The sequence below is a fragment of the Amycolatopsis sp. NPDC004625 genome, from assembly GCF_040609695.1.
GTDB lineage: Bacteria > Actinomycetota > Actinomycetes > Mycobacteriales > Pseudonocardiaceae > Amycolatopsis.
In genome coordinates, this window is the sequence record NZ_JBEXKX010000058.1 from 1 (window position 1) to 21,033 (window position 21,033).

Annotated in this window: 17 protein-coding genes; 7 read left to right on the forward strand and 10 right to left on the reverse strand. The window is 69.8% G+C overall.

Going from position 1 to position 21,033, the window contains the following annotated elements:
• The coding region (locus tag ABZW17_RS40170) for a RidA family protein (protein ID WP_354826212.1) at nt 1-446 on the reverse strand (446 nt) is incomplete at its 3' end.
• Nucleotides 447-512: 66 nt separating this feature from the next.
• Between ABZW17_RS40170 and ABZW17_RS40175 the strand changes: the two genes are divergently transcribed.
• Both ABZW17_RS40175 and ABZW17_RS40180 read left to right on the forward strand, forming a co-directional pair.
• On the forward strand, nt 513-2,855 hold the full coding sequence (locus tag ABZW17_RS40175) for a bifunctional salicylyl-CoA 5-hydroxylase/oxidoreductase (protein WP_354826215.1): 2,343 nt from the start codon (nt 513-515) through the stop codon (nt 2,853-2,855).
• Entirely contained in the window at nt 2,852-3,994 is a 1,143-nt protein-coding gene (locus tag ABZW17_RS40180; RefSeq protein ID WP_354826218.1) for an acyl-CoA dehydrogenase family protein, read from the forward strand. The genes ABZW17_RS40175 and ABZW17_RS40180 overlap by 4 nt, the downstream gene beginning before the upstream one ends.
• A gap of 34 nt (nt 3,995-4,028) precedes the next feature.
• On the opposite strand, the gene ABZW17_RS40185 is transcribed toward ABZW17_RS40180, so the two are convergent.
• The 7 genes from ABZW17_RS40185 to ABZW17_RS40215 all read right to left on the reverse strand — a co-directional run bounded on the left by ABZW17_RS40185 (nt 4,029) and on the right by ABZW17_RS40215 (nt 12,576).
• Nucleotides 4,029-5,432, reverse strand: coding sequence for a GH1 family beta-glucosidase (locus ABZW17_RS40185; protein WP_354826221.1), 1,404 nt, complete (start codon nt 5,430-5,432; stop codon nt 4,029-4,031).
• Nucleotides 5,433-5,473: 41 nt separating this feature from the next.
• Complete coding sequence (locus ABZW17_RS40190) at nt 5,474-6,469, reverse strand: ABC transporter ATP-binding protein (RefSeq protein ID WP_354826224.1); 996 nt, start codon at nt 6,467-6,469, stop codon at nt 5,474-5,476.
• Nucleotides 6,466-7,449 carry an ABC transporter permease gene (locus tag ABZW17_RS40195; RefSeq protein WP_354826227.1) on the reverse strand — a complete coding sequence of 328 codons (984 nt, stop codon included), beginning with the start codon at nt 7,447-7,449 and terminating at the stop codon, nt 6,466-6,468. Before ABZW17_RS40195 ends, ABZW17_RS40190 begins: the two co-directional genes overlap by 4 nt.
• A 1-nt stretch (nt 7,450) precedes the next feature.
• The gene (locus tag ABZW17_RS40200) at nt 7,451-8,431 is read right to left on the reverse strand and encodes an ABC transporter permease (RefSeq protein ID WP_354826230.1); all 981 of its coding nucleotides are present in this window, start codon (nt 8,429-8,431) and stop codon (nt 7,451-7,453) included.
• Nucleotides 8,428-9,495 (reverse strand): ABC transporter ATP-binding protein, encoded by a 1,068-nt coding sequence (locus tag ABZW17_RS40205; RefSeq protein WP_354826233.1) that lies wholly within the window; start codon nt 9,493-9,495, stop codon nt 8,428-8,430. The genes ABZW17_RS40200 and ABZW17_RS40205 overlap by 4 nt, the downstream gene beginning before the upstream one ends.
• Before the next feature lie 17 nt (nt 9,496-9,512).
• Nucleotides 9,513-11,183, reverse strand: coding sequence for an ABC transporter substrate-binding protein (locus tag ABZW17_RS40210; protein ID WP_354826235.1), 1,671 nt, complete (start codon nt 11,181-11,183; stop codon nt 9,513-9,515).
• Nucleotides 11,184-11,388: 205 nt separating this feature from the next.
• Complete coding sequence (locus ABZW17_RS40215; protein ID WP_354826238.1) at nt 11,389-12,576, reverse strand: ROK family transcriptional regulator; 1,188 nt, start codon at nt 12,574-12,576, stop codon at nt 11,389-11,391.
• Between the two features lie 132 nt (nt 12,577-12,708).
• On the opposite strand from ABZW17_RS40215, the gene ABZW17_RS40220 reads away from it, so the two are divergent.
• Entirely contained in the window at nt 12,709-13,944 is a 1,236-nt protein-coding gene (locus ABZW17_RS40220; protein ID WP_354826241.1) for an ROK family transcriptional regulator, read from the forward strand.
• On the opposite strand, the gene ABZW17_RS40225 is transcribed toward ABZW17_RS40220, so the two are convergent.
• A complete protein-coding gene (locus ABZW17_RS40225) occupies nt 13,945-14,142 on the reverse strand; it encodes a hypothetical protein (RefSeq protein WP_354826244.1) in 198 nt (65 codons plus the stop codon). It lies immediately after the preceding gene.
• Between the two features lie 440 nt (nt 14,143-14,582).
• Between ABZW17_RS40225 and ABZW17_RS40230 the strand changes: the two genes are divergently transcribed.
• The 4 genes from ABZW17_RS40230 (at nt 14,583) to ABZW17_RS40245 (ending at nt 20,017) form a co-directional block, all read left to right on the forward strand.
• Nucleotides 14,583-15,794, forward strand: coding sequence for a family 16 glycosylhydrolase (locus tag ABZW17_RS40230; RefSeq protein WP_354826247.1), 1,212 nt, complete (start codon nt 14,583-14,585; stop codon nt 15,792-15,794).
• 73 nt (nt 15,795-15,867) lie between these two features.
• Entirely contained in the window at nt 15,868-16,935 is a 1,068-nt protein-coding gene (locus tag ABZW17_RS40235; protein WP_354826250.1) for a ricin-type beta-trefoil lectin domain protein, read from the forward strand.
• Nucleotides 16,932-18,785: a ricin-type beta-trefoil lectin domain protein gene (locus ABZW17_RS40240; RefSeq protein WP_354826253.1), complete on the forward strand. Its 1,854-nt coding sequence runs from the start codon at nt 16,932-16,934 to the stop codon at nt 18,783-18,785. Before ABZW17_RS40235 ends, ABZW17_RS40240 begins: the two co-directional genes overlap by 4 nt.
• The gene (locus ABZW17_RS40245; protein ID WP_354826255.1) at nt 18,782-20,017 is read left to right on the forward strand and encodes a ricin-type beta-trefoil lectin domain protein; all 1,236 of its coding nucleotides are present in this window, start codon (nt 18,782-18,784) and stop codon (nt 20,015-20,017) included. The genes ABZW17_RS40240 and ABZW17_RS40245 overlap by 4 nt, the downstream gene beginning before the upstream one ends.
• Nucleotides 20,018-20,237: 220 nt before the next feature.
• Here the strand turns inward: ABZW17_RS40245 and ABZW17_RS40250 are convergent, their stop codons facing one another.
• Entirely contained in the window at nt 20,238-20,960 is a 723-nt protein-coding gene (locus ABZW17_RS40250) for a GntR family transcriptional regulator (RefSeq protein WP_354826257.1), read from the reverse strand.
• Nucleotides 20,961-21,033: the final 73 nt, after the last annotated feature.

Consider the following 21,033-nt stretch of genomic DNA (forward strand, 5'->3'; position numbering starts at 1 on the left):
GGGTTGACCCGCGGCGGGGTGTTGCGCGCGCGTCCGGGGGCCCCCCCCCCCCCCCCCCCCCCCACGACCGCGAAGCCCTGGACCTCGACCAAAGCCTCCTCGTCCCACAAGCGGGCCACGCCGATGCCCGCCATCGCCGGGTACTCCGTGCCCGCGAGGCGCTTCCAGACCCGGCCGATCTCGCGCGCGTGGGCGCGGTAGTCGGCCATGTCCACGATGTAGATCGTCACGCTGCACAGATCCGACGGCGCCCCGCCGGCCGCGCGCAGCGACGCCAGGAGATTGCCGAGGGCGCGCTCGAACTGCTCGACGACGCCTTCGCCGACGATCCGGTTCGACGCGTCCAGCGCGGTCTGGCCGGCGAGGAAGACCACCCGGCCCTCGGCCACCACCGCGTGCGAGAACCCGGACGGCTTGCCCAGCTCCGGCGGGTTGATGCGTTCCATGCGCCCACCGTACGCCATCTTTCGCGTTATTGACGGTCGTACGGTTCACGACATACCCTGGACCTCGTGCGAATCGCGGTCATCGGTGGCGGCCCGGCGGGTCTGTACTTCGCCGCGCTCGCGAAACAGCTCGGTCCCGGCCACGAAATCACCGTCTGGGAGCGCAACGCGCCGGACGACACCTTCGGCTTCGGCGTGGTGTTCTCCGACGAGACGCTCGGCGGCATCGAGCACGCCGACGCGGCGGTGCACGAGGCGATGACGGCCGAATTCGCCCGGTGGGACGACATCGACGTGCACTACCGCGGCACGGTCACCACCTCGGGCGGCCACGGCTTCGCCGCGATGAGCCGCAAGCGCCTGCTCGGCATCCTGCAGGGCCGCTGCGGCGAGCTCGGCGTCGGACTGCACTTCTGCGAGGAGGCGCCGGCCGACCTCTCCGGGTACGACCTGGTCGTCGCCGCCGACGGCGTCAACTCGGCGGTGCGCGCGCGGTACGCCGAGACGTTCCGGCCGAGCGTCGAGACCCGCCGCTGCCGGTACATCTGGCTGGGCACGGACCTGGTGTTCGACGCCTTCAAGTTCTACGTCCTCGAGACGCCGGCCGGGATCATGCAGATCCACGGCTACCCGTACGGCCGCGACGGCTCCACGTTCATCCTCGAAGTCCAGGAGGACGTCTGGCAGCGGACGTTCGGCCCGATCGCGGCGACGTCGCTGAAGCCCGGCGAGAGCGACGAGAAGTCGATCGCGCTGATCCGCGAACTGTGCGCCGACGTCCTCGACGGCCACCAGGTCATGGCGAACAACTCGAAGTGGGTCTCGTTCGGCACGGTCCGCTGCGAGACGTGGGTGCACGAGAACGTCGTCCTCCTCGGCGACGCCGCGCACACCGCGCACTTCTCGATCGGCTCGGGCACGAAGCTGGCCATGGAGGACGCGCTCGCGCTGGTCGCGTGCCTGCACGAGAACGACGGCGTCGCATCGGCTTTGAAGGCCTACGAGCAGGAACGGCGGCCGGTCGTCACGTCGACGCAGCGCGCCGCGCAGGCCAGCCTGGAATGGTTCGAGAACATCGCGCAGTACGCCCACCAGGAGCCGCCGCAGTTCGCGTTCAACATCCTGACGCGCAGCCGCCGCGTCACCTACGACAACCTCCGCCTGCGCGACCCCGAGTTCGCGGCCGAGCTCGACCACTGGTTCGCCCGCTCGCTGGGGACGACGTCGCGGCCGCCGATGTTCCAGCCGTTCTCGCTGGGTGGGCTGGAGCTGCCCAACCGGATCGTCGTGTCCCCGATGGACATGTACTCCGCGGTCGACGGCGTGCCGGGCGACTTCCACCTGGTGCACCTGGGCAGCAAGGCCCTCGGCGGCGCCGGCCTGGTGATGACCGAGATGGTCTGCGTCTCCCCCGAAGGCCGGATCACGCCGGGCTGCGGCGGACTGTACACACCGGAACAGGAAGCCGCGTGGCAGCGGGTCGTCGACTTCGTGCACGCGCAGACACCCGCGCGGATCGGCGTCCAATTGGGACACTCCGGCCGCAAGGGCTCGACGAAGCTCATGTGGGACGGCATCGACGAGCCGCTCCCGGCGGGCAACTGGGAGATCTGCGCTCCCTCGGCACTGCCCTATTCGGACCGCAACCAGGTCCCCCGTGAACTGTCCACATCGGATCTCGCGGACATTCGCGAGCAGTTCGTCGCGAGCGCCGAGGCCGCCGCCCGCGCCGGTTTCGACGTCCTCGAGCTGCACTGCGCGCACGGCTACCTGCTCTCGTCGTTCCTCTCGCCGCTGACCAACCAGCGGACCGATTCCTACGGCGGCTCGCTGGAGAACCGGCTGCGGTTCCCTCTGGAGGTCTTCGACGCCGTGCGGGCGGCGTGGCCGGCGGAGCGGCCCATGACGGTCCGGATTTCGGCGACCGACTGGTGCGAAGGCGGCATCGACGCCGACGACGCCGTCGAGATCGCCCGGGCGTTCGCGGCCCACGGCGCCGCGGGCATCGACGTCTCGACCGGCCAGGTCGTCAGCGAGGAACGGCCGCAGTACGGCCGCAGCTACCAGACGCCGTACGCCGACCGGATCCGCAACGAGATCGGCGAGGAGTACGGGATCGCGGTGATCGCGGTCGGCGCGATCTCCTCCTACGACGACGTCAATTCGCTGATCCTGGCCGGCCGCGCGGACCTCTGCGCCCTCGGCCGCACCCACCTTTACGATCCACAGTGGACATTGCACGCGGCGGCCGAGCAGGGGTACCCGATGGCGTGGCCGAAGCCGTTCGCCGCGGGCAGCCGCAAACCGCAGACGGGCCGCAGCGACGGTCCGGAACCGCGGCTCGACCTCGTCCGGTCCGGGCCGGCCGGGACCGCCCACGCCCGCTGGCGACCGGGAGCCTCGTCATGACCTTCGCCTTGACCCCCGGCCAGCAGGCGTTCGCCGCCGAAGTGCGGCAGCTGGCGGCCGAGCAGCTGTTCCCGCTCGCCGAGTCCGGTGTGGAGGGTGCGGTCAACCGGCCGCTGCTCAAGGCGATGGGTGCGCTCGGCCTGCTCGCGCGGCTCTTCCCCGGCGTCGCTTCCGGCACGCCGTCGAGGCAGGCGGCAGCCACGGACCTGTGCATCCTGCGCGAGAACCTCGCGACCGTGAGCACGGAGGCCGAGACAGCGTTGGCGTTGCAGGGCCTGGGAAGCTACCCGGTGCTCCAGTCCGGACAGGACGAACAGGTCGCTCGCTGGCTGCCGGCGGTGGCCGCGGGCGACGCGGTGGCGGCGTTCGCGCTGACGGAACCGGACGCGGGCTCGGACGCGGCCGCGCTGTCCCTGGCGGCGGAGCCCGACGGCGACGGCTGGCGGCTCACCGGGACGAAGATGTGGATCTCCAACGCCCCGGAAGCGGACTTCTACACGGTGTTCGCCCGCACCACCCCAGACGCGGGCTCGCGCGGGGTGAGCGCGTTCGTCGTCCCCGCCGACCGGCCGGGCCTGGGCGGCGAACACCTCGACCTGGTGAGCCCGCACCCGATCGGCACGGTGACCTTCGACGGTGTCCCCGTGCGGCGTGAGGAACTGCTCGGCGAGGAGAACCGTGGCTTCTCCGTGGCCATGCGGACGCTGGACCTGTTCCGCCCGAGCGTCGGCGCGTTCGCGGTCGGCATGGCCCAGGCCGCCCTGGACGCGACGGTGGACTACACCGGGTCTCGTGAAGCGTTCGGCGGACCGCTGATCAAGCAGCAGGCGGTGGCGCACGCGCTGGCCGAGATGGCCACGCGCACGGAAGCAGCACGGCTGCTGGTCTACGCGGCGGCGAGCGCGTACGACGCTGGCGAGGAGAACCTCGGCGGCCGGGCGGCGATGGCAAAGCTGTTCGCGACCGAGGCGGCCCAGTTCGTCGTGGATTCGGCGGTCCAGCTCCACGGCGCCCGCGCGTTGCGGCGCGGGCACCTGCTGGAGCACCTGTACCGGGAGGTCCGGGCGCCGCGGATCTACGAAGGGGCGTCGGAGATCCAGCGGACGATCATCGCCCGCTGGCTGACCGCTCGCCCGTGAAGGCCACCGCGAGGCGGCCTTCACGGACTTCGGCTCAGCTGCCGCGGACCCGCCGGACGGTGTCGCGGTAGAAGTACCCGCTCTGCTTGATCGTCCGCTCCTGCGTCTCGTAATCCACCCGGATCAAGCCGAACCGTTTCGCGTACCCGTAAGCCCACTCGAAGTTGTCCAAAAGGGACCACGCGAAGTACCCGCGGACGTCCGCGCCCGCCTGGCGGGCCGCCGCCACCGCGGCGATGTGCGAGGCCAGGTACGCCGTCCGTGAGTCGTCGCGCACGAACCCCGAGGAATCCGGGTCGTCGTCGAACGCCGAGCCGTTCTCCGTGATGTACATCGGCAGGCCCGGGTAGTCGCGGCCCAGCCGCGTCAGCAGCTCCGTGAACTTGCCGGGGAGGATCTCCCAGCCCATGGCCGTCGTCGGTTCGCCGAACGGGATCACGCGGGACGCCGGGACGCCGTCCGCGTCCACCGCCGCTCCGGTGTCGTCCACGCCCGAGAACTGCTGGCCGAAGTAGTAGTTCACGCCCAGGAAGTCCAGCGGCGTCGAGATCACCGAGAGGTCGCCGTCCTGGACCGGGAGCCGGACACTGCGCGACGCCAGGTCCTCCACCACGTCGTCCGGGTACCGCCCGTGCACCAGCGGGTCCAGGTAGATCCGGACACCGAGGCCGTCGGCCTGGCGGGCCGCGCGGACGTCCTCCGGGGAGTCGGTCGCCGGGTCGGCCGTGCACATGTTGAGCGTGATGCCGAACTGCGTGTCCGCCGGCGCCGCCTCGCGCATCCGCTGCACCGCCAGCCCGTGGCCCAGCAGCAGGTGGTGCACCGCGTGCAACCCCGCCGCGTAGTCACGGCGGCCCGGCGCCATCACGCCGTGGACGTACCCGTGCATCGCCGAGCACCACGGCTCGTTCAACGTCGTCCAATGCCGCACGCGGTCGGACAGCCGGTCGAACACCAGCATCGCGTAGTCCGCGAACCGGTACGCCGTGTCGCGTGCCGGCCAGCCGCCCGCGTCCTCCAGCTCCTGCGGGAGGTCCCAGTGGTACAGCGTCAACCACGGCGTGATCCCGCGGCTCAGGGTCTCGTCGACGAGCCGGTCGTAGAACCCGAGGCCCGCCTCGTTGACGCCGCCGCGGCCGCGCGGCTGGACCCGGGGCCACGCCACGGAAAACCGGTAGGTGTCCGCGCCGAGGTCACGCACCAGCTCGATGTCCGACGGCATCCGGTGGTAGTGGTCGCAGGCGATGTCACCGTTGTCATTGTTGTCGATCGCCCACGGGACCTGGCAGAAGGTGTCCCAGATGGACGGAGTGCGCCCGTCTTCCGCGACCGCGCCTTCGATCTGGTACGCGGCGGTGGCGACGCCCCAGCGGAAGTCCGGCGGCAGCGTGTCGATCAGCGCCTGCTGTTCGGCGGTCGCGGCGGTGGTCTCGGTCAAGGCGGGTCTCCTCCAGGTGGACCGGATAGGACAGACGGCGTTCAGGGGGTCGCGACCGGGTGCAGGAAGCAGGCCACTTCCCGCGACGGTTCGCCGCCGGGCAACCCCAGCACGGGCACCTCCGAGTCGCACGGCTCGAAGGCCTTGGGGCACCGCGGGTGGAACGCGCAGCCGGCCGGCATCCCGCGCGTGTCCGGCGGCGATCCGGGGATCCCGGTCAGCTCCCGCCGCGGCCCCCGCAGCGCGGGGAACGAGTTCAGCAGGCCGTGGCTGTACGGGTGCAGCGCGTCGCGATAGAGGTCGGCCGCCGGCGCCTGCTCGACGATCCGGCCGCCGTACATGATCGCGATCCGGTCCGAGAACTCCACCAGCAGCGAAAGGTCGTGCGTGATGAACAGGACCGAGAACCCCAGCCGTTCCCGTAGTTCCACGAGCTGGCCGAGGATCTGCCGCTGCATCACGACGTCCAGCGCGGTGGTCGGCTCGTCCATGATGACGACCCGGGGTTCGAGGGCCAGGGCCATCGCGATCATCACCCGCTGCCGCATGCCGCCGGAGAGCTGGTGCGGGTACGCCTCCAGCCGGTCGGCCGAAATCCCCACCAGCTTCAGCAGATCGCGAGCCCGCGCGAGCCGGCCCGCGCGGGTCGTGCCCGGCTCGTGCGCCTTGATGACGTCGACCAGCTGCGTGACCACCTTGTGCACCGGGTTCAGCGAGTTCATCGCGCCCTGGAACACAATGGACGTCTCCGCCCAGCGGAAGTCCCGCAGCTGCTTGTCCGTCAGGCGAAGGACGTCGTACGGCTCGCCGTCGGCGGGGTGGTAGATCACCTCGCCGCCGCGGATGACGCCCGGCGGCGCGAGCAGCCGGGTCAGCCCGTAGGCCAAAGTGGACTTCCCGCTGCCGCTCTCCCCGGCCAGGCCGAGGACTTCACCGCGGTGCAGCGTCAGGTGCACGTCCCGGACCGCGCGCACGGCCTCGTCGCCGACGCCGTAGTCGACGTCCAGGCCCTTGATCTCCAGCACCGGGTCCATCATGGCTGTTCCTCCCGCCCGAGCACGGGCGTGAAGCCCACCCGCATGCGATGCGTCTTCCCGTCGGCGCCGCGCACGCGGGCTTTCCCGCTGCCGCGCAGCCGCGGGCTGACGAACTCGTCGATGCCGAAGTTGAGCAGGGACAACGCGGTGCCGAGAATGGCGATGGCCAGCCCGGCCGGCACGAACCACCACCACGCGCCCTGTGCGAGGGCCTGCTGGCTCTGCGCCCAGAACAGGATCGTGCCCCAGTTCCAGTTGGACAGTCCGGAGACACCGACGAACGCCAGCGTGATCTCCGACATCACGGCGAAGATCACCGTGCCGACGAAGCTGGACGCGATCACCGCGGTCAGGTTCGGCAGGATTTCGAAGAAGATGATCCGCCACGTCGATTCGCCGGTCGCCCGGGCCGCTTCGACGTATTCGCGGCCCCTCAGCGACAGCGTCTGTGCTCTGAGGACACGCGCGCCCCACGCCCACGACGTGAAGCCGATGATCACCGCCACCAGGATGTCGCCCCCGGTGGGCACCGCGCTGCCGATGATGATGATCAGCGGCAGGGCCGGGATCACCAGGAACACGTTGGACAGGGCCGACAGGCCCTCGCCCGGCGTGCCGCCGAGGTACCCGGACGTCACGCCGACGATCACCGCGAGGATCGTCGCCACGATCCCGGCGGCCAGCCCGACCAGCATGACGCTGCGCGTGCCGACCACGACCTGGCTGAAGATGTCCTGGCCGAGGTGGGTGGTGCCGAACCAGTGCCGCCCCGACGGCGCCTCCAGCAGGTCACTGCTGCGCGCCGACGGGTCGTACGGCGCGACCCAGTCCCCGATGACGGCGATGACCAGGAAGAAACCGATGACGGCGACACCGGTGACGGTCTTGCCGCCGGTGAGGAACCGGAAGCGGCGCCGGCGCGCGACCGCTTCGAGCGGAAGGGCCTGGGCGGCTTTGACGTCCGCCGCGGGTACGGCCATGTCAGCCCTCCTTCCGGGTGCGCGGGTCGAGCGCGAGGTAGGCGACGTCCGCGAGGAGGTTCGCCACCAGCACCGACAGCGTGATGATCAGGAAGATGCCCTGCATCAGCGGGTAGTCCTGCGAGCCGACGGCCTGGAACAGCTGGTAGCCGACGCCGGGGTAGGAGAAGACGATCTCCACCAGCAGCGTGCCGCCGACGATGAACCCGAGGGCCAGCGCGAAGCCGGACACGCTGGGCAGCAACGCGTTGCGCGCCGCGTACCCGACCATCACCCGGCGTTCCGGCAGGCCCTTGGCGTGCGCGACGGTCACGTAGTCCTCCGACGCGACCGTGACCATCATGTTGCGCATGCCGAGGATCCAGCTGCCCATCGAGCTGATCAGGATGGTCAGCGCGGGCAGCAGGCTGTGCTGGATCGCGCTGCCGATGAAGGACCCGTCCCAGCCCGGCACGGTACCCGGGTCGTACCCGCCGGACGACGGGAAGAAACTGCCCGGGCCGGCCAGGATCGTCAGCGCGATCAGGCCGAGCCAGAAGTACGGGATGGACGACAGGAACGTCGTCACCGGCAGCAGGCCGTCGACCCACGAGCCGCGCTTCCAGCCGGCGACCACGCCGAGCCCGGTGCCGATCGCGAAACCGACGACCGTGGTGATGCCGACCAGGATGATCGTCCACGGCAGACTGTCGGTGAGCAGGTCGGACACCGGCGTCGGGAAGAACGTGAACGAGATCCCGAGGTCGCCGCGGAACAGCTGGCCCCAGTAGTCGAAGTACTGGGAGATCAGGCTTTCGTTCTTGTCCAGTCCGAACAGGACGTACAGCGACTGGATCGCGTCCGCGCTGATCATGCCCTGGTTCTTCGCGATCAGCGACTGCACCGGGTCGCCCGGGATCATCCGCGGGATGAAGAAGTTGATGGTGACGGCGGCCCACGCGGTGAAGACGTAGAAGCCCAGCCGTTGCAGCAGGTACCTCATCCGGCAGCCCCGTCGTAGAGCCAGCAGGCGGCCCAGTGCCCCGGCGCATCGCCGACGTCGAGCCGCGGCGGCAGCTCGGTCTTGCACCGCTCCATCGCCACGGGGCAGCGCGGGTGGAACCGGCAGCCGGGCGGCGGGTCGATCAGGCTCGGCGGCTCACCCGACCCGCGTTCGGCCGGCGTCTCCCCGGGGTCGGCCCCGCCCGCGATCCGGTCCGGGTCGGGGGCGGATTCGATGAGCAGCCGGGTGTACGGGTGCGCCGGCCGCTGTGTGATGGTCTCGCTGTCGCCGCCTTCGACCATCCGGCCCGCGTACATCACCATGGTCTCGTCGGCGAAGTAGCGCGCGGACGCGATGTCGTGCGTGATGTACAGGATCGCCAGGTGCAGGCGTTCCTTCAGGTCCCGCAACAGGTTCAGCACGCCGAGCCGGATGGAGACGTCCAACATGGACACCGGCTCGTCGGCCAGCAGCGCCTCGGGGTCGGCGCCGAGCGCCCGCGCGATCGCGACGCGCTGGCGCTGGCCGCCGGAGAGCTCGTGCGGGAACTTGTCGACGTACCGCTCGGGCGGGGTCAGCTGGACGCGCGCGAGCAGCTCGTGCAGCGACTTCTCCAGGTCGTCACCGGCCCGGCCGTGGATCTTCAGCGCCCGTGTCAGGTGGTAGCGCACGGTGTGCACCGGGTTCAGCGAGGCGAACGGGTCCTGGAAGATCATCTGGACCCGGCGGGCGTAGGCGCGGAACGCCTTGCCGTGCTTGACGTTCACCGTCTCGCCGTGCAGCCGGATGTCGCCACCGGTGCGCGGGTAGAGGCCCGCGAGCAGCCGGGCGACCGTCGACTTGCCCGAACCGGACTCGCCGACGAGCGCGGTGACCCGGCCGCGGCGGAGCGTCAGGGTGACGTCGTCGACGGCCTGGACGCTGCGCCGGGGCCCGGTGAGCGCGGCCCGGCCACGCCGCCGGACCGGGAAGTGTTTCGTAAGCCCCGCGGCTTCGAGGACCACGGGGAGGTCCCCCTCCGACCCGACGGCGACGGGGTCGGAGGGGGACTGCTCGGTCGTCACGGCTGAATCCGCCATCGTCAGGCCGCGGGCTTGAGGTGCAGGACGATGTCGAGCGCGTTGCGCAGCGTCGGCTGGGCCGGCGCGTACGGGTTGGCGTCGTCGGGCCAGCCGACCCAGTTCTTCGTGCTGTACTCGCCGCCGGAGTTGGCCGCCGACGTGGGGATCATCGGCTGCTGCTCGATCATGATCTTCTGCAGCGTCGCCATGGCCGCGGTGCGGGCGGCGTCGTCCTCGGCGTTCGCGTAGGTTTCGAGCGCCTTGGTCGCCTCGTCGTTCTTGAAGCGGCCGTAGTTGCCGTTGATGCCGCCCTGGCCGGTCGGCTTGTAGCGGTTGCCGTCCATGACGTCGCGGTACATGTCGTACGGCGTCGAGCCGTCGTTGGTCCAGTGCATCAGGCCCTCGAAGTCACCGGTGTCGACCGACTTCATCCAGGCGTCCTGGTTCATCTTGTCGACCGTGGCGGTGATGCCGATCTGCGCCAGGTTGTCCTTGATGATCTCGAGGTCGGTGATGTAGTCCGACCAGCCCGACGGGACGGTGAGCTTGATCGTGACCGGCTTGCCGCTCGGGTCGGCCAGCTTGTCGCTGTTGAACTTGTAGCCGGCCCCGGTCAGCAGCGCCTTGGCGCCCGGGACGTCGACCTTGACCGTCTGGCCCTTGTACTGCGGCGCGATGAACGGGTCGCCCGCCGGCGTGGGAATGCCGGTGACCTGGTCGTTCTTCGGGTAGAAGTAGCCGGCCTCGCCCTGGTTGAAGACGTCGTCGCGGTTGATCACCTTGTTCACGGCCTGGCGCAGCTTCGCGTCGTTCCACGGCGCCTTTTCGGTGTTGAACCACAGGCCGTGCACGGCCAGCTGCGCCGGGAACCACAGCTTGTAGTGCTGCGGGTCCTTGTTGGTGTAGACGGCCTTGTAGTTCGGGATGAACACGAAGCTCCACTCGGCCGCCCCGTTGACCAGGGCGCTGACCTGCGCGTTGTTGTCGGTGTAGGAGGTGTAGCGGATCTCCTTGACCTTCGGCGCTTCCTGCCAGTAGCCGCTGTCGCGCCGCGTGACGATCATCGTCTGCGGGGTGGCCGACTTGAGCGTGTACGGGCCGGTGCCGATCGGGTTCTTCACCAGGTCGAGCGCCGGGTCCTTGACGTCCTTCCAGACGTGCTTCGGCACCACGAGCGTCTGCAGGATCTTGACCTGGTTGACGAACTGCGAGCCGTCGAAGGCCAGGGTGACCTGGTTGCCGGCCGCGGTGATGTCCTTGTACGGGACGGCGTCGACGTTCAGCGCCTTGTTGTCGCGCAGCAGCTGGAAGGTGTAGGCGACGTCCTCGGCGGTCATCGGCTGGCCGTCGGAGAACTTGACGCCGTCACGGACGGTCAGGACCACCTTCTTGTAGTTGTCCGACCAGTCCCACTTGGTGGCCAGCCACGGCTTGCCCGGCTCCTGCGGCTTGACGCGGTTGAGCATGACCAGGGGCTCGTAGATCATCCACCGGTAGCCCATGTTCGACAGGGCGGAGGTCTCCAGGAACGGGTTGTTGTTCTCCGCCTGCGGGCCGTCCGGCTTGCCGACGTTCAGCACGGCGTCCGGGTTGCTCTGGGCGGCGTTGGTGCTGCTGCCCCCACACGCGGTCAGGCCCCCCAGGGCCATCACCACCGCCAGCGCTGCGACCACTGCGCGCTTGACTCGCATCGGTTCCTCCTGGTCATCGACGACTACTTGCTGTCGACTGGTAGCGAGCCCCGACCGCCGGCGACCGAACGACGTCCCGAAGTCAACCCGGGTGACTCGGGTCACGTCAATAACACGGCGGTAACTTTTTGTGCCTAAGTTTAAGTTCTGAAAGAACTGCCGGTCTGGACCTGTTGATCGAACTACTCCTTGCGACGCAAGGGTTTCAGCCGACGCGGCCACCGTTCGCCAGCAGCTGGGCGATCGGCAGGGTCGCGGCGCCGAGCGCGACCGCCTCGGGCCCGAGCCGGCCGAGGACGACCTCGGTGCGTTCGGCCAGGTAGTCCAGGGCGTGCCGCTCGACGGCGTCGCGGACCGCGGGGAGGATCGCCTGTCCCATGATCGCTCCGGCCGAACCGGAAAGCACCACCCGATCGGGGCTGAGCAGGTTGATCAGGTTCGCGATGCCGATGCCCAGGTATTCGCCGGTCTCGGCGAGCACGTCGGCGGCCGGACCACCGCCTTCGGCTTCGGCGACGATCCGGGCCAGCTCGCCGTCGCTTTCATCCCCGATGACCGGTTCCCGGCCGACGCGGACGGCGTAGTGGCGGACGATCGCCTCGGTGCCGACGTAGGCCTCCAGGCAGCCGTGCGAACCGCACCGGCAGGGCGCCCCGGCCGCCTTGACGACGGTGTGGCCCCACTCGCTGGTCGTGATGCCCGGGTGCGACCGCCCGGCCGTCGCGACCGCGGCGCCCACGCCGACGCCGAGCAGGGCGACGATGGCGCGTTCGGCGCCCCGGCCGGCGCCGCGCCAGGTCTCGGCCTGGCCCAGGGTGCGGGCCCGGTTGTCCAGGTGCAGCGGCGCCCGGATGTGCGGGTGGATGAGCTCGGCGAAATTGACGCCCTGCCAGCCGAGCGTGGGGGCGTGCACGATGCCGCCGTCGCGGACCGCGCCCGGCACGCCGATGCCGACGCCGAACACCGCGTCCGGATCGCCGCCTTCGAGCACTTCGGCGATGCCGGTGCGCACCAGTCCGGCCACTTCGTCCGGGTCGAGCCGGGTGCCGACGAGCGGGTGCCGGATCGTGCCGAGGGTGCCGAGCGCGCAGTCGAAGAGGCCGACCTCGACGTGCGTCTCGCTGACGTCGACGCCCACGACGTGCCCGAACTCCGGCCGCACGGCCAGCAGCGTCCGGGGGCGGCCGCCGTCCGATTCGACCGATCCGGCCTCGGCGACGACACCGTCGGCGATGAGTTCGGAGACGACGTTGGTAACGGTGGCGGCCGAAAGTCCCGATTCAGCTACCAGTTCCAGTCTGCTGACGGGGCCGCGGAGGTAGAGCGAGGAGAGCAGTGCCGCGCGGTTGTGCCGCCTGAGGTCACGGGTCGTCTGGCGCACCACCTGGGTCACCGGGAGGATTCTGCCAGACGGCGGCCCCGCCACCATCGGTTCGGGACTTAGTTCACCACTTAATACATAGCCACAACTTACGGCGATCAGGCATCCTGTCAGTGAGCCGGTAAGAAGTTAGATGGGTTGCCCATGGCGAGCAAGCGCACCACCGTCCGTGATCTGCGGCGGCACAACCGATCCCTGCTGCTGTCGAAACTGTACTTCGACGGCCCGCTGTCGAGGCACGAACTCAGCCAGCTCACCGGATTGAGTGCCGCCACGGTCAGCAACGTGACCGCCGAACTGGGCGAAGAGCGCCTGATCACCGAAGCCGGCCAGGTCGAGTCGGACGGCGGCCGCCCGCGCGTGCTGCTGCGGGTGGATCCGGCGTACGGGCACGTCGCGGGCGTGGACATCGGCGAGACCGGCGTCAAGGTCGAGCTGTTCGACCTGGCGATGAACCGCCTGGCGACGGTCGAGCACCCCCTCCCGAAGGCCCCCGACCCGGCGACGGCGGTCGAGCAGGTGACGTCGGGGCTGCGCGAGGTGTTCGCGAGCGCGGGCATCGACGAATCGGGCGTGCTGGGTGTCGGCATCGGCGTGCCGGGCACGGTCGAGCAGGGCGCCCGGGTGCTGGTCCACGCCCCGACGGTGGGCTGGGACGGGGTGCCGTTCGCGTCCCTGTTGCTCGACGCCGGCGTCGGGCTCCCGCTGTTCATCGACAACGGCGCGAAGACGCAGGGCCAGGCGGAGATGTGGTTCGGCGCGGGCCGCGGCGCGCGCCACGCGGTGATAGCGCTGCTCGGGTCCGGCGTCGGCGCGGCGGTGGTGACGGACGGAACGACGTACCGCGGATCGACGAGCAGCGCGGGCGAGTGGGGCCACACGACGATCGCGTACGGCGGCCTGGAGTGCCGCTGCGGGTCACGGGGGTGCCTGGAGGCGTACATCGGCGCGGGCGCGGTCCTGGCGCGGTACCGCCGCGCGCGCGGGAAGGACATCCCGGGCGAGGACGAGCAGGCACAGTTCTCGGCCCTGCTGTCTTCGGCCGACAAGTCCAAGACGGCGGCCCGCGTCCTCGACGAAACGGCGGGCTACCTGGGCGCGGGCATCGCGAACTTGATCAACTTGTTCAACCCGGAGCGCATCGTGATCGGCGGCTGGGCGGGGCTGGCCCTGGGCGAGCAGCTCCTCCCGCGAATCCGCACGGCGGCCGGGGAGCACGCCCTCCGGCACCCGTTCAGCCAGACGTCGATCCAGCTGGGATCCCTGGGCCTGGACGCGGTGGCGACGGGAGCGGCGACGCTGCCGGTGGCGGACCTGCTGGAGCAGGGAGCGACATCACGGATCGCAAAGCCGGGCGCACCGGACTCCGACGCAGCTTGATCAGCGGCGGCCTTTGACCCAGGCGTAGAGGAAGGTCACGCCGAGAAGGCCGGCGCAGAGGAACAGCACGATCCCGCACACCAGGTTGAGGACGCTGGTGTGCGCGAGAGCCATCCAAGCACCGCCGGCCGCACCGGCCAGCATCGCCAGGCCGGCGGCGAGCATTCCGCGCGGGGGCGGCGGCTTGTCCGAGGCCATGGTCATCCCCCTTGTTCCGCGAGCGGCCAAGACGCCCCCCGGCAGAGGCCCACCCTCCCAGGGGGTCCATCCCCGCTCCAGCGTATCGGGCCCGCCCGACAAAAACGCCCGAAAAACCGCCACCCGAGCCGGCCCGTCCACATCACGGCGACCCTGTGGACAAGCCGCCGCCCCAGCAGCCCTTCCACCAACCCTTAATTCGGGTTGAAAAAAATGACCCGCGCGAGTGTTGCCCGGCTTGTCTGGACCATGCATACTTTGTTGCCAGACACAACAAAGGTACCGAACCACACCGCCGCCCGGGCACCGCCGCGCGGGCCCCGGCGCGCACACGCACGGTCACGCCTGCCGCCGCCCCGGCATGCGCGGCCACCTCCCCTCCCCCGCGTTCCGTGCTGCGCGCGGAACGCCGGTCCCCCACGGTGAGAGAGGCGACAACGATGTCCACCTCCAGGAAATCCCGCTGGGCGGCGCTCCTCGCCGCCTGCGCTTTGCTCCTCCCCGGGCAGCAGGTCCTCACAGCGACCGAGGCCGCGGCCGCGGCCACCTTCACCGACGACTTCAACGGCCCCGCGGGCGCCGCCGTCGACGGGTCGAAGTGGCAGCTCGAAACCGGCGACAACGTCAACAACCACGAGCGGCAGTACTACACCTCCGGCACCAACAACGCCCAGCTCGACGGCCAGGGCCACCTCGTCATCACCGCCAAGAGGGAAAACCCCGGCAACTACAACTGCTGGTACGGCCGCTGCGAGTACACCTCCGCGCGGATGAACACCGCCGGCAAGTTCAGCCAGGCCTACGGCCACTTCGAGACGCGCATGAAACTCCCGCGCGGGCAGGGCATGTGGCCCGCGTTCTGGATGCTCGGCGGCGGGAACTGGCCCACCGACGGCGAAATCGACATCATGGAGAACGTCGGGTTCGAGCCGAACACCGTGCACGGCACGATCCACGGCCCCGGCTACTCCGGCTCCGGCGGCATCGGCGCGGCCTACAACGGCCCGAACTTCTCCGACGACTTCCACACCTACGCCATCGACTGGGCGCCCAACCAGATCAAGTGGTACGTCGACGGCAACCTCTACCAGACGCGCACGCCGTCGGACCTCAACGGCAACCGCTGGGTCTACGACCACAACTTCTTCATCATCCTCAACCTCGCCGTCGGCGGGTACTGGCCCGGCGATCCCAACAGCAGCACGCAGTTCCCGCAGCAGCTGATCGTCGACTACGTGCACGTCACCAACTCCTCGAGCCAGGGCGGCGGCCGGACCGGCACCATCACCGGCATCGGCGGCAAGTGCGTCGACGTCGCCGGCGCGAACAGCGCCAACGGCACGCCGATCCAGATCACCGACTGCAACGGCAACGCCGCGCAGAGCTGGACCGTCGGCACCGACGGCACGATCCGCGCCCTCGGCAAGTGCATGGACGTGAGCGCGGCCGGCACCGCGGACGGCACGCCGGTGCAGCTCTACGACTGCAACGGAACCGGTGCGCAGCAATGGGTCGTGACCGGCGCGAAGGACATCGTGAACCCCAACGCGAACAAGTGCCTCGACGCCACCGGGAACTCCAGCGCGAACGGCACCCGCCTGCAGATCTGGACCTGCGGCGGCGGCGCGAACCAGAAGTGGACCACTCCCTGACCCACGTCCCCTCGTGAGTGGTAAGTCGGGTTAGAACCCGACTTACCACTCACGACCCCATAAGGAGAAACCAGTGCGGCGAATTCTCGTCGCGCTAATGGGGTGTGCCCTGTTAGCGCTTTCCTTCCTCACGACCGGCTCGGCCCAGGCGGCGGTCGAAGCTGGTCCGTCGGCGAGCCAGCTGCTCGCCAAGACCCAGTCCTGCCAACAGATCTCGAACGGCAAGTATTCCTTCGACGAAGGTGGCGCGGCCACCGTGCCAGTCTGCCAGGCCAACGGCGCGGTGTTCTTCACCGCCGACATGGACGTCGACTGCGACGGCGTCCGCACCACGCAGTGCAACGAGAACACCGACTGCTGCTTCTACCCGGACACCGCGTTCCACACGTCGACCGACCAGCCGCTCAACGCGGCGCAGCTGCCCTACATCGTCCTGCCGCAGCCGACGTCCACATGGGACTACCGCAACTACGGCATCGACGGCGGCTCGGTCGTGGCGGTGATCTACAACAACCAGGTCAGCTACGCCGTGGTCGGTGACACCGGCCCGACGAGCATCATCGGCGAGGCGTCGTACGCCACCGCGGTCAGCCTCGGCATCAACCCCGACCCGAAGAACGGCGGCACCGAGGGCCCGGTGACGTACATCGTGTTCCCGAACACGCACGTCAACCCGATCGAGAACCACGCCAACGCGGTCAGCCTCGGCGAACAGGTCGCCACGCAGTTCGCCGGCGGCACGACACCACCGCCCACGCAGAACGCCGGAGCCATCACCGGCGTCGGCGGCAAGTGCGTCGACGTCGCCGGCGCGAGCAACGCCAACGGCACCGCCGTGCAGCTCTACGACTGCAACGGCACGACCGCTCAACAGTGGACGGTCAATGCGGACGGTTCCGTCCGCGCGCTCGGCAAGTGCCTCGACGTCACGAGCGCGGGCACCGCGAACGGCACGCCGACCCAGCTCTGGGACTGCAACGGATCGGGCGCCCAGAAGTGGACGGCCAACTCGGCGAAGAACCTCGTGAACGCCGGCTCCGGGAAGTGTCTCGACGCGACCGGCAACTCCAGCGCCAACGGCACCCGGCTGCAGATCTGGACCTGCGGCACCGGCACGAACCAGAAGTGGACGCTCCCATGAGAAAACTGCTCACCCTGGTGGGCGTGACCGCGCTCGCCGCGGCCACGTTCGCCGCGCCCGCGCAGGCCGCGGGCGAGACGGTCAACGTCTGGCTCACCACCACCAGCGACGCCGGCGGCCGCCAGGTCACCCGCGGCCTCCAGCAGCAGACACCGGTCACGTTCGCCGCGGGCACCGGAACCGGCGGCGTGACCATCAACGTCAACGAAAACACCACGTACCAGCAGTTCGAAGGCGGTGGCGCGTCCTTTACGGACACCGCGGCCTGGCTGATGAACTCCAGTGGTGCGCTGTCCCAGTCCACTCGCGACGACACCATGCGGAAACTGTTCGACCCGAACAACGGCATCGGGCTGAGCTTCGTCCGCAACCCGCTCGGCGCGTCCGACCTGGCCCGCTACAGCTACACCTTCGACGACGTGCCGGCCGGCCAGACCGACCCCAACCTGACGCACTTCTCGATCGCCCACGACCAGGCCGACGTGCTGCCGCTGACCAAGCAGGCCCGGCAGCTCAACCCGCAGGTCAAGGTGATGGCGTCGCCGTGGAGCGCGCCGCCGTGGATGAAGGACAACGACAGCTACCTGCTCGGCTGGGTCGAATCGCAGTACTACCCGGCCTACGCCCAGTACTTCGTCAAGTACCTCCAGGCCTACCGGGACGCCGGCGTCCCGATCGACTACGTCTCGATGCAGAACGAGCCGACGTGCTGCGCGAGCTACCCGTCGACCAACTGGAACGGCGCCGGGCTGGCGTACTTCGCGAAGAACAACCTGCTGCCCGCCCTCCAGGGCGCCGGACTGTCCACAAAGGTCCTCGCACTCGACTGGAACTGGGACACCTACGCCTCCTACGGCGCGCCCACGATGGACGACGCGGCGATCCGCAACCACCCCAACTTCGGTGGTGTGGCCTGGCACGGCTACGGCGGTGACATCGCGCAGCAGACGACCGTCCACAACCAGTACCCGAACGTCAACGCCTACTCGACCGAGCACTCCGGCGGCACCTGGATCTCGAACCAGCAGGCCGAGGACATGAACAACATCGTCGACTACACGCGCAACTGGTCGAAGAGCGTCACCAAGTGGAGCCTCGCCGTCGACCAGAACATGGGCCCGCACAACGGCGGCTGCGGCACCTGTACCGGCCTGATCACCGTCCACAACGGAGACTCGCGCAGCGGGCAGGTCGACTACACCGTCGAGTACTACACCATGGGTCACCTGACGAAGTTCGTGAAGCCGGGCGCGTACCGGATCGACTCGAACGACAGCTCGGCCGTGCGCAACGTCGCCTGGAAGAACCCGGACGGCTCGAAGGCGCTGATCGCCTACAACTCCGGCACGGGCAACCAGAGCGTGCGGGTGAACTGGGGCAACTCGTCGTTCACCTACACCCTGCCCGGCCGCACGTCGGCGACGTTCACCTGGAACGGCACGCAGGGCAACGGCGGCGGCACCGGCAAGACCGGCCCGATCACCGGCCTCGGCGGAAAGTGCGTCGACGTCGCGGGCGCGAACAGCGCCAACGGCACCGCGGTCCAGCTCTACGACTGCAATGGCTCCGGCGCCCAGCAGTGGACGGTCGGCACCGACGGCACCCTGAGGGCGCTCGGCAAGTGCCTCGACGTCACCGGACAGTCCACGGCGGACGGTGCGCAGCTGCAGCTCTGGGACTGCGGCGGGACCGCGAACCAGCGGTGGGCGGCGACCGCGGCCAAGGACCTCGTGGGCGCGGCGTCGAACAAGTGCGTCGACGCCACCGGCAACACCAGCGCCAACGGCACCCGGCTGCAGATCTGGACCTGCACCGGCGCGGCCAACCAGAAGTGGAACGTGCCCGCATGAAGAAACTCGCAGCATTCGGTGCTCTCGTAGCCGCCGCGTCCGCACTGGTTCTCGCCCCGGGCGTCGCCCAGGCGGCAACCGGGCCGATCACCGGCATCGCCGGCAAGTGCATCGACGTCAACGCGGCGAGCAGTGCCAACGGCACCGCCATCCAGCTCTACGACTGCAACGGCTCAGGCGCCCAGCAGTGGACGGCCAACTCGGCGAAGAACCTGGTCAACACCGGCTCGGGCAAGTGCCTCGACGCCACCGGCAACTCCGGCGCCAACGGGACGCGGCTGCAGATCTGGACGTGCGCGAGCACGGCCAACCAGCAGTGGACGCTGCCGGGCGGGACCACGCCGCCGCCCGGCCCGGGCGTCATGGCCGTCGCGCCGTACCTCTACAACGGCTGGGGCGACCCGCCGAACCCGGCCACGATCCAGAACGCCACCGGCGTCAAGTGGTTCACGCTGGCGTTCGTGCTGTCCAACGGCTACTGCAACCCGCAGTGGGACGGCGGCCGGGCGCTCACCGGCGGGGTCGACCAGGGCACCATCAGCACCGTTCGCGCGGGCGGCGGCGACATCATCCCGTCCTTCGGCGGCTACTCCGGGAACAAGCTGGAGTCGTCGTGCGGCAGCGCGGGTGAACTGGCGGCCGCCTACCAGAAGGTGATCAGCGCCTACGGCCTCAAGGCGATCGACATCGACATCGAGGCCGACGCCTACAGCAACCCGGCGGTGCAGCAACGCACGGTCGACGCGCTGAAGACGGTCCGCGCGAACAACCCGGGCATCAAGCTGTACGTCACCTTCGGCACCGGCCAGTCCGGGCCGGACAACAGCCTGGTCAACCGGGCGGCGCAGGCCGGGCTGACGGTCGACGGCTGGGTCATCATGCCGTTCGACTTCGGCGGGGCGGGCCAGAACATGGGCACGCTGACCCAGCGGGCGGCCGAGGGGCTCAAGAACGTCGTCAAGGGCGCGTACGGCTACGACGACGACACGGCCTACCGGCACATGGGCATCTCGTCGATGAACGGCATCACCGACAACAACGAGACGGTGACGCTCGCCGACTTCACCACCATCCTGGGCTATGCGAACGCGCACCACCTGGCCCGGCTGACGTTCTGGTCGGCGAACCGCGACCGCCCCTGCCCGGGCGGCTACCCGAACAACGACACCTGTTCGGGCGTTTCCCAGCAGGCGTGGGACTTCACGCGGATCTTCGCCCGCTACGCCGGCTGACGGCGGCACCACGAAGGCCCAGCCGGGATTCCCGGCCGGGCCTTCGTGCGTAAGGCTGCCGGGCCGCGGCGCTCTGGGGAAGCGGCGACCCGGCAGCAGGGGGTCCCGCCGGCCGCTGGGGGTCTCCGGCGGCGGAACCGCTCCCGAGGTTAACGACCGGATGTCGCGTCCGGCTCGTGCTCGGGCCGTCCGGCCGTCAAGCCTGCCCGAACGCCCCTGGTCAGTCGGCCGCGACCGCCGCCCGGGCCGCTTCCGCGCGATCGGCGTACGCGCCGACCAGCTGCTCTTCGGCGTCCTCGAGGTACTTCATCAGCAGCTGCTCCGCGCCCGGGCCGTCACCGGCCTCGATGCGGTCCAGGATCTCGTGGTTGCGCGGCAGGTAGCGCTCGTGGAAGCGCCGCGGCTCGGCCATGATGTGGAACACCAGCCGCAACTCGGCGGTCAGCCGCCCGACCAGCTCGTTCACCCGCTCGCTGCCCGACAGCGCGGCCAGCTCCTGGTGGAACCACACGTTGGCGGTGCCGAGGTCCTTCCAGTTGCCGGTGCGCGCGGCCTCGTCGCCGATGTCGACCTTCTCCTTGATCCGCGCGAACGACGCCGGCTTGGCCGTCACCCCGCGGACCGCCGCGCACTCGATGATCTTGCGCACCCGGTAGATGTCGACGACGTCTTCGACGCTCGGGATCCGGACGAAGACGCCGCGGTTGAGCTCGTGGGCCAGCAGCCGCTCGTGCGTGAGCAGCCGGAACGCCTCGCGCAGCGTGTTGCGGGAGACGCCGAGCGCGTTGCCGATGTCCTGCTCCGACAGCCGGCCGCCGGGCAGGAAGAACCCCTCCGCGATGCGCTTGCGGAGCACCCCGGCGACCCGCTCGGCCGTGCTCTTGCGCGTGACCAGGCCCCGGTCGGCTTCGAGGCCGGCGGCGCCGCTGTCTTCGATGACCACGTCCCCGAGGCTACCCGCCACTCGGAGGACGATCCAATTGCCGCCTTGTGGAATTGTTCAACAATCCCTACCG